Annotated in this window: 11 protein-coding genes and 1 tRNA gene; 2 read left to right on the top strand and 10 right to left on the bottom strand. The window is 67.5% G+C overall.

Annotation, left to right across the window (positions count from 1 at the left end):
• Window position 1: 1 nt before the first annotated feature.
• The 4 genes from AC3ITN_RS07665 to panD all read right to left on the bottom strand — a co-directional run bounded on the left by AC3ITN_RS07665 (window position 2) and on the right by panD (window position 6,462).
• Window positions 2-1,564, bottom strand: coding sequence for a sodium/sugar symporter (locus tag AC3ITN_RS07665; RefSeq protein ID WP_313343992.1), 1,563 nt, complete (start codon window positions 1,562-1,564; stop codon window positions 2-4).
• A gap of 93 nt (window positions 1,565-1,657) precedes the next feature.
• The gene (locus AC3ITN_RS07660; RefSeq protein ID WP_489392538.1) at window positions 1,658-4,255 is read right to left on the bottom strand and encodes a glycoside hydrolase family 3 protein; all 2,598 of its coding nucleotides are present in this window, start codon (window positions 4,253-4,255) and stop codon (window positions 1,658-1,660) included.
• Window positions 4,256-4,570: 315 nt separating this feature from the next.
• Complete coding sequence (gene pgi / locus AC3ITN_RS07655; RefSeq protein WP_489392537.1) at window positions 4,571-6,085, bottom strand: glucose-6-phosphate isomerase; 1,515 nt, start codon at window positions 6,083-6,085, stop codon at window positions 4,571-4,573.
• Window positions 6,082-6,462, bottom strand: a complete 381-nt coding sequence (gene panD / locus AC3ITN_RS07650) for an aspartate 1-decarboxylase (protein ID WP_313343985.1) — start codon at window positions 6,460-6,462, stop codon at window positions 6,082-6,084. Before panD ends, pgi begins: the two co-directional genes overlap by 4 nt.
• 181 nt (window positions 6,463-6,643) lie before the next feature.
• Between panD and AC3ITN_RS07645 the strand changes: the two genes are divergently transcribed.
• The gene (locus AC3ITN_RS07645) at window positions 6,644-7,288 is read left to right on the top strand and encodes a hypothetical protein (RefSeq protein WP_489392536.1); all 645 of its coding nucleotides are present in this window, start codon (window positions 6,644-6,646) and stop codon (window positions 7,286-7,288) included.
• A 43-nt stretch (window positions 7,289-7,331) separates the two neighbouring features.
• Here the strand turns inward: AC3ITN_RS07645 and panC are convergent, their stop codons facing one another.
• From panC to pcnB, 4 genes are read right to left on the bottom strand one after another with little or no spacing between them, the layout of a single operon-like run.
• Window positions 7,332-8,174 (bottom strand): pantoate--beta-alanine ligase, encoded by an 843-nt coding sequence (panC, locus tag AC3ITN_RS07640; RefSeq protein ID WP_489392535.1) that lies wholly within the window; start codon window positions 8,172-8,174, stop codon window positions 7,332-7,334.
• Complete coding sequence (gene panB / locus AC3ITN_RS07635; RefSeq protein WP_489392534.1) at window positions 8,171-8,986, bottom strand: 3-methyl-2-oxobutanoate hydroxymethyltransferase; 816 nt, start codon at window positions 8,984-8,986, stop codon at window positions 8,171-8,173. The genes panC and panB overlap by 4 nt, the downstream gene beginning before the upstream one ends.
• Window positions 8,987-9,017: 31 nt before the next feature.
• Complete coding sequence (folK, locus tag AC3ITN_RS07630; protein WP_313343978.1) at window positions 9,018-9,506, bottom strand: 2-amino-4-hydroxy-6-hydroxymethyldihydropteridine diphosphokinase; 489 nt, start codon at window positions 9,504-9,506, stop codon at window positions 9,018-9,020.
• A gap of 3 nt (window positions 9,507-9,509) precedes the next feature.
• Window positions 9,510-10,880 carry a polynucleotide adenylyltransferase PcnB gene (gene pcnB / locus AC3ITN_RS07625; protein WP_489392890.1) on the bottom strand — a complete coding sequence of 457 codons (1,371 nt, stop codon included), beginning with the start codon at window positions 10,878-10,880 and terminating at the stop codon, window positions 9,510-9,512.
• Window positions 10,881-10,930: 50 nt separating this feature from the next.
• Between pcnB and AC3ITN_RS07620 the strand changes: the two genes are divergently transcribed.
• Window positions 10,931-11,005: transfer RNA gene (locus tag AC3ITN_RS07620), tRNA-Glu, on the top strand.
• Window positions 11,006-11,137: 132 nt separating this feature from the next.
• On the opposite strand, the gene AC3ITN_RS07615 is transcribed toward AC3ITN_RS07620, so the two are convergent.
• Window positions 11,138-12,568 carry a sugar porter family MFS transporter gene (locus AC3ITN_RS07615; RefSeq protein ID WP_489392533.1) on the bottom strand — a complete coding sequence of 477 codons (1,431 nt, stop codon included), beginning with the start codon at window positions 12,566-12,568 and terminating at the stop codon, window positions 11,138-11,140.
• Between the two features lie 31 nt (window positions 12,569-12,599).
• On the bottom strand, window positions 12,600-13,940 hold the full coding sequence (gene xylA / locus AC3ITN_RS07610; RefSeq protein ID WP_489392532.1) for a xylose isomerase: 1,341 nt from the start codon (window positions 13,938-13,940) through the stop codon (window positions 12,600-12,602).

Genomic DNA, 13,940 nt, shown 5'->3' with positions numbered 1-13,940 from the left:
GTCACCAGAACACGGTGTACAGCGCGATCAGGATCGCGATCACGCCAAGGCCGCCGATGTTGAAACTGGGCGGCGTGGTGTAGCGCACGTCGTCGGTGCGGATCAGGTCCTGGCCGACCCGCGCCGGCCGCACCAGCGAAACCGCCACCGCCAGCACCAGCGCCAGCAGGAACACCAGGCCGACGCGGTCGATGAAGGGCAGCGCCGGCCATGCAAGCTTCAGCACGATCGACAGCACGAACGAACCGATCGCCGCGGCCAGCGCGCCGGCCTCGCTGGCCTTCTTCCAGAACAGGCCCAGCAGGAAGATCACCGTGATGCCTGGGGTGAAGAAGCCGGTGAATTCCTGGATGTACTGGAAGCCCTGGTCGAAGCTGCCCAGCAACGGACGCGCCGCCAGAATCGCGACCAGCACCGCCACCGTGGCGGCGATGCGACCCACCCGCACCAGCGCAGGCTGGCTGCTCTGCGGGCGTGCCTTGGCGTAGAAATCCAGGGTGAAGATGGTGGCCACCGAATTGATCTTGGAGGCCAGCGAGGCGACGATCGCCGCGACCAGCGCCGCGAATACCAGGCCGAGCACGCCGGAGGGCAGCAGGCCCATCATCGCCGGGTAGGCGCGGTCCGGCTTGCCCAGGTCCGGCGCCAGCACCACTGCGGCGATGCCGGGGACCACGACCACGAGCGGCACCAGCAGTTTCAGGAACGCGGCGAACAGCACGCCCTTCTGCGCCTCGCCGATATCCTTGGCCGCCAGCGCACGCTGGATGATGTACTGGTTGAAGCCCCAGTAGCTCAGGTTCATGATCCACAGCCCGCCGATCAGCACGCTCAGGCCGGGCAGGTCCTTGTAGAACGGGTTGTCCCGGTCGAGGATCATCTCGAAGTGTTCGGGGTGCTGCTGCCAGAGTCTGTGGAAGCCGCCGAGGATGCCGGCGTCGCCGCCCACGGCCTTCAGCGTCAGCGCGGTCACCAGCAGCCCGCCCAGGATCAGCAGCGAGACCTGCACGATGTCGGTCAGCGCGACCGCCTTCAACCCGCCGTACAGCTGGTAAAGCAGCGCGAACACGCCGATCAGCGCCAGCGCCAGCATCTGGTCCATGCCGGTCACTTCGGTGACTGCGATGGAACCCAGCCACAGGATCGAGGTGAGGTTGACGAACACGTACAGGCCCAGCCAGAACACCGCCATCAGCGTGCGGATGCGGTTGCCGTACCGTTGCTGCAGGAACTGCGGCATGGTGTAGATGCCGTTGCGCAGGAAGATCGGCAGGAAGTACTTGCCGACGATCAGCAGCGTCAGCGCCGCCATCCATTCGTAGGACGCGATGGCCAGGCCGATCGCATAGCCCGAACCGGACATGCCGATGATCTGCTCGGCGGAAATATTGGCCGCGATCAGTGATGCGCCGATGGCCCACCACGGCAGCGAACGCCCGGCCAGGAAATAGTCCTCGGCGCTCTTGCTGTGCCCTGCCTTCTCGCGCGAGACCCACTGCGCCAGCACGAAAATGCCGGCCAGGTAGACCAGCACGATTGCCACATCGAGTGTTGCCAATCCCACGTCATGCTCCTTGTGCGGCGTTGCAGCGGCCGGCACGCCAGTGCGCGCCCGGCCGGGAATGATCCCCCGCCGCGCCGGCCGGGGGCGGTACGGTCATCGGGTGGCGCAGGCAACCACGGTCTGTGCATCGTTGCCGGTGCCCAGCGCGATGCGCGATACCGACAGGTCCAGCACGGTGGACGAGGCGAGCACCGGCAGCCGCTCGATCTTCGCCAGGTCGGCGCCAGCGGCCGCGAAGCACTTGAGCGGCACGCCGATCGTGCGCCACTCGCCGTCGGCCACCTTGGCCAGCGTCGGCGCCAGGTCGATGCGGCCTTCGCAGCCGGCACCGCAGCCGATGCCCAGCTCCAACGGACCGGCCAGCGCACCGGTGCGGCGCAGCGTCAGCAGCAGCTGCACGTCGCCGTTGCTTTCGCGGGTGAGGTCCAGCGCGCGGCTGGACACCAGCGCCATGCTGGCCTTGCCGGACCCGGACCATTGCAGCCGGCGTGCATCTTCCTGTGCCTTGTGGTCGACCGCGCTCACCTTCAGGCTGGCGTCGCTGAGGACCGCCGGGAAGGTGACGGCCGGCATCTCGGCCTGCTTGATGCCGCTCAGGCGCATGGCCAGGCCGGCGCTTGGCTTGCCCTTGTTGAAGTAGACGCCCGCCTCGCCCTGCTCGCCGCGGATGCCCGAGTCTTCCGGCAGCGGTGCCCACGCACCCTTGTCGGCATAGCGCAGGCCGTAGCCGAACGCGAACTGCGGGTCGTAGTCCTCCTGCCCGACGTTGTTCTGGTACTGCACCGCAGTGCGCGGCCACGAGAAGCTGAGCGTGCCCTTGAAATCGTTCTGCACGCTGCCATCGGCCCTGCGCAGCAGCACGTCGGCAATGCCGGCGCCCTCCGAGCCGGGCAACCAGGCCGCGACGAACGCATCGGCGGCGTTGATCTCGCGGTTCATCCACAGCGGCCGTCCGCTCAGGAACACCGCCACCACCTTGATGCCCTCGGCCTTGAGCCGCTTGATCAACTGCAGGTCGCTGTCATCGCCGGGCTTGTAGGCCAGCGTGGCGATGTCACCCTGGAATTCGGCGTACGGGTTTTCACCGAACACCACCACCGCCACATCCGGCTTGGTGCGGTACCTGCCATCGGCCGCCAGCTCGGCGCTGCCGCCGGCGGCGGTGACCTGCTGCTTCAGCCCGTCCCAGATGCTGTCCGCATTCGGGTAGTCGGCGCGCTTGGTGCCGGTGCCCTGCCAGTTGAGCGTCCAGCCGCCGGACTGCTTGCCCAGGTCGTCGGCGCCGTCACCGGCGACCAGCACACGCTGCTTCGGCGCGAGCGGCAGCACGCCGTCCTGGTTCTTCAGCAGCACCAGCGACTCGCGCACGGCCTGGCGGGCGATCGCACGATGTTCCGGTGCGCCGAGCAGCTCGAACTTCCCGCCCAGCGGACGCGTCGACGGCTTGCCGGCCTCGAACAGGCCCAGCCGCAGCTTGACCCGCAGGATGCGACGCACCGCTTCATCGAGTCGCGCCATGGGGATCACGCCGGCCTTCACCGCCGCCACATTGCTCTCGTAGATGCCCTTCCAGCTGTCCGGTGCCATCAGCATGTCCACACCGGCATTGAACGACGCCGGGCAGTTGTCGTTGCTGCAGCCGGCCACCTTGCCGTGGCCATTCCAGTCGCCGACCACGAAGCCGCCGAAGTGCATGCGCCCCTTCAGTACATCGGTCAGCATCGGCGTGTGGCCATGCATGGCCACACCGTTGAAGCTATTGAACGAAGCCATCACGGTCTGCGCACCGGCCTGGATGGCGGGCGGGTAGCCGGCAGCATGCACATCGCGCATCACCGCCTCGCTGACCTGCGTGTCGCCCTGGTCCTTGCCGTGGGTGGTGCCGCCGTCGCCGGCGTAGTGCTTGACCGAGGCGATGACGTGGTGCCCGTCCAGGAAGCCCGGCTGGCCCGGCACGCCCTGCAGGCCTTCCACGACCTTGCCGGAGAAGCTGGCCACCACCTCGGGGGATTCGGAATAGCCTTCGTAGGTACGGCCCCAGCGGTCGTCCTGCGGCACCGCCACGGTGGGCGCGAAGGTCCACTCCATGCCGGTGGTGCGCGTCTCCACGGCGGTGACCTGACCGATCTGGCGCATCAGGTCGGGATTACGGGTCGCGCCGAGGCCGATGTTGTGCGGAAACAGCGTGGCACCGACGATGTTGCTCTGCCCGTGTACCGCATCGATGCCGAAGATGATCGGGATGCCGGGACCCCCGCTGGCGGGATCCATCGAGGCCTCGTAGTAGGCATCGGCCAGCGTGAGCCATGCCGACGGCGGCGCATCATAGTTGCCGCCCGGATCCGAATTGCCGCCGGCCAGTACCGAGCCGATGTGGTACCTGCGCACGTCATCGGGGGTCATGCTGGCGATGTCGCCCTGCACGGTCTGCCCCACCTTCTGCTCCACGCTCATGCCGGCCATCAGCGCATCGATGCGCTTCTCCAGCGCCGGGTCTTCGGCCAGCGGCCAGCGCACCTCGGGCCAGTCCTGCGGATGGAGGGTCTTGGCATCGGCGGCGCTCGACGGCGTCTGCGGGGTGGCATCAGGCTTGCCGCCGCACCCGGCCAGCAGCAGCACCGCAGCCGAGGTGGCCAGCGCAAGGGCATGGCGGATCGACCGCCGGTTGGAACGAAGCGAAAGCAACGGCATGTACCCTCCCAGGTAGTGCGCAGGCAGCAGACAGATGGCGCGACTCCCCGCGCCATGACGTCGTACCTTTGGCGTTGCGCGCGATGCTGTCAATCCATTCCGCGGCTATGCCATCGCCGGGCGCTGGTATGGGATTGTGCTATAGCCAAACCGATGCCCCACCCTTCAATCACGGCGGTTTGCGGCATACCTGCTGCCACTGTCGAGCCCCACCGTGCTGCGTTGCAGTATGCCGCCGCGACCCCACTGCGCAGACCCCACAACGCAGAACCGCCGGACGGGCCGGCGGTTCGTGGTCATGCAGCGTGGCGAGGTTCAGCCCGTCAGCCTGCCCAGCAGTTCCAGCGTCACCGGGTCGGTGATGCCATGGGCTTCGCCCTGCAACGCAGGCAACAGCTGGCTGGCCAGCTGCTTGCCCAGCTCGACACCGAACTGGTCGAAGGCGTTGATGTTCCAGACGATGGACTGCACGTACACCGCGTGTTCGTACATCGCGATCAACGCGCCCAGCGACTGCGGGGTGAGCGCATCCAGCAGGATCAGCGTGCTCGGGCGACCGCCCGGGTACTCGCGGTGCGGGTCGTCGCTGCCCTGGCCGTTGGCCAGCGCCTCGGTCTGCGCCAGCAGGTTGGCCATCAGCGCCTGGTGGTTCACCACGTAGGGATCATCGTTGTGCACGCAGCCGATGAAATCGGCCGGGATCACGCTGGTGCCCTGGTGCAGCGCCTGGAAGAAGCTGTGCTGCACGTCGGTGCCCGCCCCGCCCCACCACACCGGCACGGTGTCGCTGGCGACGGGGCTGCCGTCGAGCTGCACGCGCTTGCCCAGGCTTTCCATCACCAGCTGCTGCAGATAGGCCGGGAGCAGTGCCAGGCGCTGGTCGTAGGTCATCACTGCGTGGGTGGCGTGACCGAGCAGGTTGCGGTTCCAGATGTCGGTCAGCGCATGCAGCACCGGCAGGTTCTGCGCCAGCGGTGCGGTGAGGGCATGTTCGTCCATCTGCGCTGCACCCTCGAGCAGTTGCTCGAAGCGCTCGAATCCGATCGCCAGCGCAATCGGGAAGCCGACCGCCGACCACAGCGAATACCGCCCGCCCACCCAGTCCCACATCGGCAGCACGCGGCCGGCGGCGATCGAGAACGCCTTGGCAGCGCGCTCCGGGTTGGCGCTGACCGCATACAGGCGCTCGCTGCCGCCCAGCCAGTCATGCAGGATCTGCCCGTTGAGCAGGGTTTCCTGGGTGCCGAAGGTCTTGGAGATCAGGATGCCGGCAGTCGTGGCCGGATCCAGGGTGGCCAGCGTGCGCTGCATGGCGGCGCCGTCCACGTTCGACACGAAATGCACGCGGAAGCGCGCGCCGCTGGCCGGGCGCAGTGCATCGGCGACGAGGCGCGGACCAAGGTCGGAGCCGCCGATGCCGACGCTGACGATGTCGGTGACGTTGGTCTTTTCCAGCGCGGCGATCAGCTCGCCCATCTGGGCACGCACCTGCGCGGCGGTGGCAAACGCCTCGCCGGCCACGGGGGCACCGCTGAGGTCACCGCGCAGGGCGGTATGCAGGGCGGCGCGCGCCTCGGTGACGTTGACCGTCTCACCGCGGAACAGGCGCTGGAAGGCGCCGGCGACATCGCGTTCGGCAGCGAGCTGCAGCAATGCATCCAACGCGGCGCGGTCATATTTCTGCCGCGCGAAGTTGGCATACAACGGACCGACCCGCAGTCCCAGCGATTGTGCGCGGCCGGGTTCGGCGGCGATCAGTGCGGGGATGCTCGCGCCACGCAGGCGCTGGGCATGGGAGTGGAGCGGGTCGAATCCGTTGGTCTGTGTCATGCGGCCTGGGTCGGGATGCTGTCGTTGGTGTGGGAGATCTGGTTGTTGCCGTCCACGTATACCAACTTCGGGCGGAAGCTGTCAGCTTCTTGTTCGCTCATGCTGGCGAAGGCGGCAATGATGATGATGTCGCCCACCTGCACGTGGCGCGCGGCGCCGCCGTTGAGCGAGACCACGCCGCTGCCGGCTTCGGCGCGGATGGCATAGGTGGAGAAGCGCGCACCGTTGGTGACGTCCCAGATGTGCACCTGTTCGAACTCACGGATGCCGGTGGCCAGCAGCAGGTTGTCATCGATGGCGATGGACCCTTCGTAGTTCAGCTCCGAATGGGTCACGGTGGCGCGGTGGATCTTGGTCTTGAGCAGGGAGAGGTGCATGGCACGGGACAACGGTAAAGGAAAGCGAAAGTCTAGCATCCGGGGCAGCCCGGGATGGACCGCGCCCGCTACGCCCCACCATCAGCGCGCGTTCAGGAAGGTAAGCCAACGAGTGAATTGTAAAAGCACGCTGCCGGGATCGGACCGATAGTGCGGTCACATTTTACTGAGACCCCCCAGCATGAACTTGATTGGAGATTACCTTTATTCCCTCGCCTCGCTGCCCACTGTTGGACGTGCGGATGAAGATCAGTCCGACACCGCACCCCGACCCGTCGCAGAGCAGCTCGAGACCGCGTCCAATCAGGAATGGTTCGGCCTCTTCGCGGATTCCCCCCAACCATCGCTGCGGCAACGCCTGGCTCAAGCGTTTGGCAGTGGCAGTGACAGTCCTGATGGAAGGCGCAGCATAGACCGGCTGGCCGATCACCAAATGGCACAAACTCTGCTGCGCGTTGCGTCAGAGATGGGGCGGGTGTCTCTCCTCGGCAGCCCCGCACCAGGCCGAGCGGAAGGTGGTCGCGATCCGCACCAGACCGAAGTGCTGTTCTCACTCGTCATCGCAGAGCTTGACCGCGAATCCAATGGCCAAACGGAGCAGCTGCGGGGCAAGCTGAAAGACATGGAGGCGCTTCGAAAGCACAGCACCCCAACCGCGGCCCACAAGACTGAGCTGATGGAGCAAGCGTCAGTGATCCTGGAACTCGCCGAGGCAGCAGAGCAGAGCGGCCAGATCAGGAGTTTCGCCTACCAGCAAATCTCCAGTTATTTTTCAAGCGCGTTCAACCCCGACTACATCGCCAGCATCTCCACTACGTCTGACTAGCAGAACCGCCACGTTCAATGCACCGCACCGCCCCGGCAGTGCCTCAGAACTCGAGGTTGTCGATGAGGCGGGTGCTGCCGATGCGCGCGGCGATCAGGGCCACGCGATTGCCGACCTCGCTGTCGGCGGGCTCGGACAGGTCCGGCTTGCGCACCACGGCGTAGTCGACCTGGAAGCCGGCGGCCTGCAGCGCGGCGGCGGCCTCGGCTTCGATGAGGCTGCGCGCCTTGCCGGTGATGAAGCCTTCGCGCATGCCCAGCAGCACCTGGTGGATGGTGGTGGACACCTGGCGCTGCTCGCCGTTGAGGTACTGGTTGCGCGAGCTCATGGCCAGGCCGTCGGTCTCGCGCACGATGTCGCCGCCCACGATCTGGATCGGGAAGGCCAGGTCTTCCACCATCTGGCGGATCACCGCCAGCTGCTGGTAGTCCTTCTTGCCGAAGGCGGCCACGTCCGGCTGGACCTGGTTGAACAGGCGCGAGACCACGGTGCACACGCCGTCGAAGTGGCCGGGACGGTGTGCGCCTTCAAGCAGTCCGGAGATGCCCGGCACGTTCACGCTGGCGGCCAGCGCCACGCCGAACGGGTACATCGACTCGACCGTGGGCAGCCACAGCACGTCACAGCCGGCCTGCTCCAGCCCGGAATTATCGGCCTCGGGCGTGCGCGGATAGCGGGTGAAGTCTTCGTTGGGGCCGAACTGGGTCGGGTTGACGAAGACGCTGGAGACCACGCGGTCGGCATACTGCCGCGCCAGGGTGACCAGCGAATAGTGGCCGGCGTGCAGGTTGCCCATGGTGGGTACCAGCGCGACGCGCAGGCCCTCGCGCTTCCAGCCGTTGACGACGGCGCGCAGGCGGGACAGTTCGGTGACGGTGTCGATCATGAGGCGTAGGCGTGTTCTGCGTCGGGGAAGGAGCCGTCGCGCACGGCGTCGGCATAGGCACGGACCGCACCGGCCACCGACCCGCCTTCGGCAAGGAAATCCTTGACGAACTTGGGACGGCGATGGCCGCTGTCCAGGCCGAGGAAATCGTGCAGCACCAGCACCTGGCCATCGCACTGGGGACCGGCGCCGATGCCGATGGTCGGCACCGATACCGCCGCGGTGACCTCGGCGGCGACCGGGGTCGGCAGGCATTCGAGCACGATCATGCTGGCGCCCGCCTCGACCACGGCCTTGGCGTCTTCAACCAGCTGGCGGGCGGCGTCGCCCCTGCCCTGCACGCGGTATCCGCCCAGGCGCAGCACCGACTGCGGGGTCAGGCCCAGGTGCGAGCAAACCGGAATCTCGCGCTCCACCAGGTAACGGATCACGTCCAGCTTGAAGCCGGCCCCTTCGATCTTGACCATCTCCGCACCGGCCTGCAGCAGGCGCAGGGAGGCCTCGAAGGCGCGTTCCGGGCTGGCATCGGCGCCGAACGGCAGGTCGGCGATCAGCAGCGCACGCTCCAGCACGCGGGCCACGCAGGCGGTGTGGTAGACCATGTCGTCGGTGGTCACCGGCAGGGTCGAATCGTGCCCCTGCACCACCATGCCCAGCGAGTCGCCGACCAGCACCAGGTCCACGCCGTTGGCGTCGAAGGTGCGCGCGAAGCCCGCGTCGTAGGCGGTCAGCATGACCAGCTTCTGCCCGTTGCGCTTGGCCTCGGCCAACGCGGGGACGGTCCAGGGCTTGCTGTCTGCGTGGGTACTCATGAGCTCATAACCGGTGGCGATAAGCCCCGCATTATCCTCCTATTGGCGCGATCCCGCAGGCCTCGATGCGCATCGCTGCGTCCCGCACGCGGCCCTGCCCGGGAATCATCGCCTCCGGGGCGATCTCGGCCAGCGGCAGCAGCGCGAAGGCGCGCTCGTGCAGATAGGGGTGTGGCACCTTCAACTGCGGCAGGTCGATGACCGCTTCGCCATACAGCAGCAGGTCCAGGTCGAGGGTGCGCGGCCCCCAATGCACCGCCGCGTCGCGGACGCGGCCGAATGTGCGCTCGATGCCCAGCAGTGCCTCCAGCAGCGCCGGCGCGTCCAGCCCGGTGTCCAGCACCGCGGCCGCGTTGACGAAGGCCGGCTGGTCTTCATTGCCCCAGGCCGGGGTGCTGTAGAGCTGCGAGCGCGCCCGCAGCGTGGTCAGCGGCAGCGTGGCCATCGCCTCGAACGCGGCGCGCAGGGTCTGCGCGGCGTCACCGAGGTTGGCGCCCAGTCCGATACAGGCCAGGGTCACGGCTTACTCGCCTGCGGCGCCACCGGGACGACGCCGACGGCGGCGGCGCTTGCGCGGTGCCCCGTTCTCGTCCAGCTCGCCGTCGCCCTGCGCGGCATCCAGTGCCGAGTCCAGCTCGGGCCCGGACTGCAGCTGGGCCTCGCGCCAGAACTCCACGTCGGCCGCGTGCTCGCTGGACGCGACCTGGCGCAGCGCCAGGAAGTCGAACGCGGCGCGGAAACGCGGATGGGTCAGGGTACGGATCACGCGCTTGCGCTGGCGCGAGCTGAAGCGCCCCTGCAGCAGCCAGATTTCCTGCATCGGCAGCGAGAACCGGCGCGGCAAAGCGATGGTGGTGAGCTGGTGCAGGGTGACGCGGTCGGCGGCACGGCGCTGCGCTTCTTCCAGCGCCACGCCCTGCTTCTGCAGGGTCGCCAGCGCGCGGCAGAACGCCGGCCACAGCAGCAGCGCGAACAGGAACGAGGGCGACACGGGTTCGTCGTTGGCCACGCGCTGGTCGGTGTTGTGCAGGCCTTCGATCACCATGCGGCGCAGGGCGCCACTGCGGTTGCTGCGCAGTGCGGCGGCGCTCTCGGGGAACATGACATCGAGCAGGCCGTAACGCTCCAGGCCCTCGAAGCTGGCCACGCCGTGGCCGGACAGGAACAGCTTCAGCACTTCCTCGAACAGGCGCGCCGGGGCGGCCTCGCCGAGCAGGCCGGCCAGCCGCGGCAGCGGTTCGGCGCTGGCATCGTCGATCTGGAAGCCGAGCTTGGCGGCCAGTCGCACGGCGCGCAGCATGCGTACGGGGTCTTCCTGGTAACGCTGCTCCGGGTCGCCGATGAGCTTCATCAGGCGGGCCTGCACGTCTTCAAAGCCACCGGTGTAATCGCGCACCGAGAAGTCCTCGATGGCGTAATACAGGGCGTTGCAGGTGAAGTCGCGGCGGATCGCGTCGTCTTCGATGCTGCCGTAGACGTTGTCGCGCAACAGCATGCCGTTTTCCATCTCGCGGTCGCCGCTGCCGTCATCGATGTTGGCGCGGAACGTGGCTACTTCGATGATCTCGCGGCCGAACACCACGTGCGCCAGCCGGAAGCGGCGCCCGATCAGGCGGCAGTTGCGGAACAGCGCCTTGACCTGTTCCGGCGTGGCATCGGTGGCCACGTCGAAATCCTTGGGGTTGCTGCCGACCAGCAGGTCGCGCACGGCGCCCCCCACCAGGTAGCCGGAGAAACCCGAGTCGCGCAGGCGGTACAGGACACGCAGGGCGTTGGGGCTGATGTCCTTGCGGGAGATGGTGTGCTGGTCGCGGGGGATCACGCGCAGGCTGAACGGTGATGTAGCGGAGGAATTGATGTTGGCGCTTCCGGTTGAAGTTTCGGGATTGCCCAATGGCATCGAGGTCCATATACTAGCGCGCTGCGCAGTTCGCGACAAAGCATGCTCCCTTCGTCTAGAGGTTAGGACGTGGCCCTCTCAAGGCTAAAACAGGGGTTCGAGTCCCCTAGGGAGCACCATTGTCGTTGTGCATGTAGCCAAAAACCCCGCCACGGCGGGGTTTTTGCGTTCCGGGCCGGGGCCGATCCGCGCGCCCTGCCCCGGCCTGGCCGGGGCCGCCACGGGCGGCCCCGATGCACGGGAGGGCCGCGTCAGCCCTCCATCTGCTCCAGCTCCTTGCCCTTGGTCTCGTACACGTAGCGCAGGACGAAGAAGATCGACGCGGCGGCGGCCACCGTATAGATGCCATAGGCACCGGCCAGGCCGATGCTGCCCAGCAGGATCGGGAAGGTCACGGTGATCGCGAAATTGGCCGTCCACTGCGCCGCGCCCGCCACCGCCAGGCCCGAGCCGCGGATCTGGTTGGGGAACATCTCGCCCAGCATCACCCACATCACCGGGCCCCAGGACATGTTGAAGAAGACCACGTAGACGTTGGCGGCCACCAGCGCCAGCATGCCCATCTGGTCGCTCAGCTGCAGCTTCCCGGCCGCATCCAGCGAACCGCTGGCGAAGGCGATGGTGACCAGCGCCAGCGACACCGCCATGCCCACCGAGCCGATCCACAGCAGCGGCTTGCGGCCGATGCGGTCGATCAGCACCACGGTGATCAGGCAGGCGCCGATGCTCAGCGCACCGGACAGCACGTTGATCAGCAGGGCGTCGTTTTCGGAGAAGCCGACGGCCTGCCACAGCACCGCGCCGTAATAGAACACCACGTTGATGCCGACCAGCTGCTGGAACACCGCCAGCCCGATGCCGACCCACACGATCGGGCGCAGCTTGCCGGTGGCCTTGCTGATCAGGTCGGAGAACTTGGGCCGATGCTGGTCCAGGGCCAGCGAGCCTTCGATCTCGGTGATCTTCGCCTGGGCTTCGGCTGAACCGTACAGCCGGGTCAGCACCGCCAGGGCCTGCTCGCGCCGACCCTTGACCACCAGGAAGCGCGGGCTCTCGGGAATGATCAGCAGCAGCCCCAGGAACAGCAGCGAGGGAATGGCCTGCATCCAGAACATCCAGCGCCACGCGGCCTGGCCCAGCCACAGTTCCTGGGTGGACGCACCGGCCGCCTTGGCCAGCAGGAAGTTGCTCAGGAACGCGCAGAACAGACCGCTGATGATCGCGATCTGCTGCACCGTGGCCAAGCGGCCCCGGTAGCGGGCCGAGGCCACCTCGGCGATGTAGGCCGGCGACATCACGCTGGCCGCGCCGACCGCAAACCCGCCGATCACCCGCGCGAGGATGAAGACCAGCGAGCTGTGCGCCGCACCGGCGCCGATCGCCGACCCGAGGAACATCACCGCGGCGATGATCAGCACGCCGCGCCGTCCCAGCCGGTCGCCCAGGCGCCCGGCGAAGAACGCACCGATCGCGCAGCCCAGCAGCATCGAGGCGACCTCGAAGCCGATGCCGGCCGAACTGGACTGGAAGGTGTCCTTCAAGCCCTCCACGGTGCCATTGATGACGCCGCTGTCGAAGCCGAACAGGAAGCCACCAATGGTGGCCACGCAGCTGATCAGCACGATGAAGCCGGTGTTCTCGCCGCTGGCGGCGCGGGTACTGCTGAGCGAAGCACTGGACATGGGAATCCCTGGGTTGAGGGGAAGCTGCGGATCAGCGCAGCAGGTACTGGTTGATCAGGTTCTCGTAGCGTTCCTGGTGGCCGCTGCGCTGCTGCGGCCCACCGCTTGCCAGGGCCAGTGTACGCAAGGCGTCGAGGCTGCTGCGGCCCGCCGCGAAATCGGCGCCCGCGCCAGTGTCGAAGCTGGCATAGCGCTCCCTGCGCCAGCCTTCCAGCGGCGAGCGCTCGATCAGGGCATGGGCCACTTCCAGCCCGCGCGCGAAGGCATCCATGCCGCCGATGTGGGCGATGAACAGGTCCTGCGGGTCGCTGGATTCACGCCGCACCTTGGCATCGAAGTTCAGCCCGCCGGGCGCCAGGCCGCCCTGCCGCAGCACCACCAGCATCGCCCCGACCGTGTCGTACAGGTCGGTCGGGAACTGGTCGGTATCCCAGCCGTTCTGGGGGTTGCCGCGGTTGGCGTCGATGCTGCCCAGCAGGCCCGCATCGGACGCCACCTGCAGGTCGTGGGCGAAGGTATGCCCGGACAGGGTGGCGTGGTTGGCCTCGATGTTGAGCTTGAAGTCCTGGTCCAGCCCGTGCTCGCGCAGGAAGCCGACCACGGTGGCGCTGTCGAAGTCGTACTGGTGGTTCATCGGCTCCATCGGCTTGGGCTCGATCAGGAACGTGCCGGTGAAGCCGATGCTGCGGCCATGGTCGCGCGCGAGGGTCAGGAAGCGCGCCATGTGGGCCTTCTCGCGCTGCATGTCGGTGTTGTGCAGGCAGGCGTAGCCTTCGCGGCCGCCCCAGAACACGTAGTTCTCGCCGCCCAGCGCCACGGTCGCTTCCAGTGCGGCCTTGACCTGCACCGCCGCGCGGGCGACCACGGCGAAGTCCGGGTTGGTCGAGGCACCGTTCATGTAGCGCGGGTGCGAGAACAGGTTCGCGGTGCCCCACAGCAGCTTCACCCCGGTGGCCTGCTGGCGCTCGCCGGCAATGCGCACCATGTGCTGCAGGTTGGCCTCGTACTCGCCGATGTCATCGGCATCCGGGGCCAGGTCGATGTCATGGAAGCAGTAGTAAGGGACGCCCAGCTTGGTGAAGAATTCGAACGCGGCATCGGCCTTGGCTTCGGCGCGGGCCAGCGGCGTGCCGGCCGCATCCCACGGATACACGCGGGTGCCGGGGCCGAACGGGTCGTGGCCGGCACCGCAGAAGCTGTGCCAGTACGCCACGGCGAAGCGCAGGTGCTCGGCCATGGTCTTGCCACCGACCCGCTTGTTGGCGTCGTACACCTTGTAGGCCAGCGGATTGTCCGAGTCGCGGCCCTCGAAGGCGATGCGGCCGATGCCGGGGAAGTATTCCTTTGCGCCGATGTAAACGGAGGTGCTCAT

It is taken from the genome of Stenotrophomonas sp. KH_036_B (assembly GCF_057839485.1).
The sequence above is the reverse complement of the archived record's forward strand: the minus strand, read 5'-3'. Positions and strand labels throughout refer to the sequence as shown.

Bases quoted from the DNA above. Each gene is read 5' to 3' on its own strand.
- panD (WP_313343985.1), bottom strand. From the start codon at position 6,462: ATGCACCTCTCCCTGCTCAAGACCAAGATCCACCGCGCCACCGTGACC.
- pgi (WP_489392537.1), bottom strand. From the start codon at position 6,085: ATGACACAGACCAACGGATTCGACCCGCTCCACTCCCATGCCCAGCGC.
- xylA (WP_489392532.1), bottom strand. From the start codon at position 13,940: ATGAGCACCTCCGTTTACATCGGCGCAAAGGAATACTTCCCCGGCATC.
- AC3ITN_RS07645 (WP_489392536.1), top strand. From the start codon at position 6,644: ATGAACTTGATTGGAGATTACCTTTATTCCCTCGCCTCGCTGCCCACT.
- panB (WP_489392534.1), bottom strand. From the start codon at position 8,986: ATGAGTACCCACGCAGACAGCAAGCCCTGGACCGTCCCCGCGTTGGCC.
- AC3ITN_RS07615 (WP_489392533.1), bottom strand. From the start codon at position 12,568: ATGTCCAGTGCTTCGCTCAGCAGTACCCGCGCCGCCAGCGGCGAGAAC.
- panC (WP_489392535.1), bottom strand. From the start codon at position 8,174: ATGATCGACACCGTCACCGAACTGTCCCGCCTGCGCGCCGTCGTCAAC.
- AC3ITN_RS07660 (WP_489392538.1), bottom strand. From the start codon at position 4,255: ATGCCGTTGCTTTCGCTTCGTTCCAACCGGCGGTCGATCCGCCATGCC.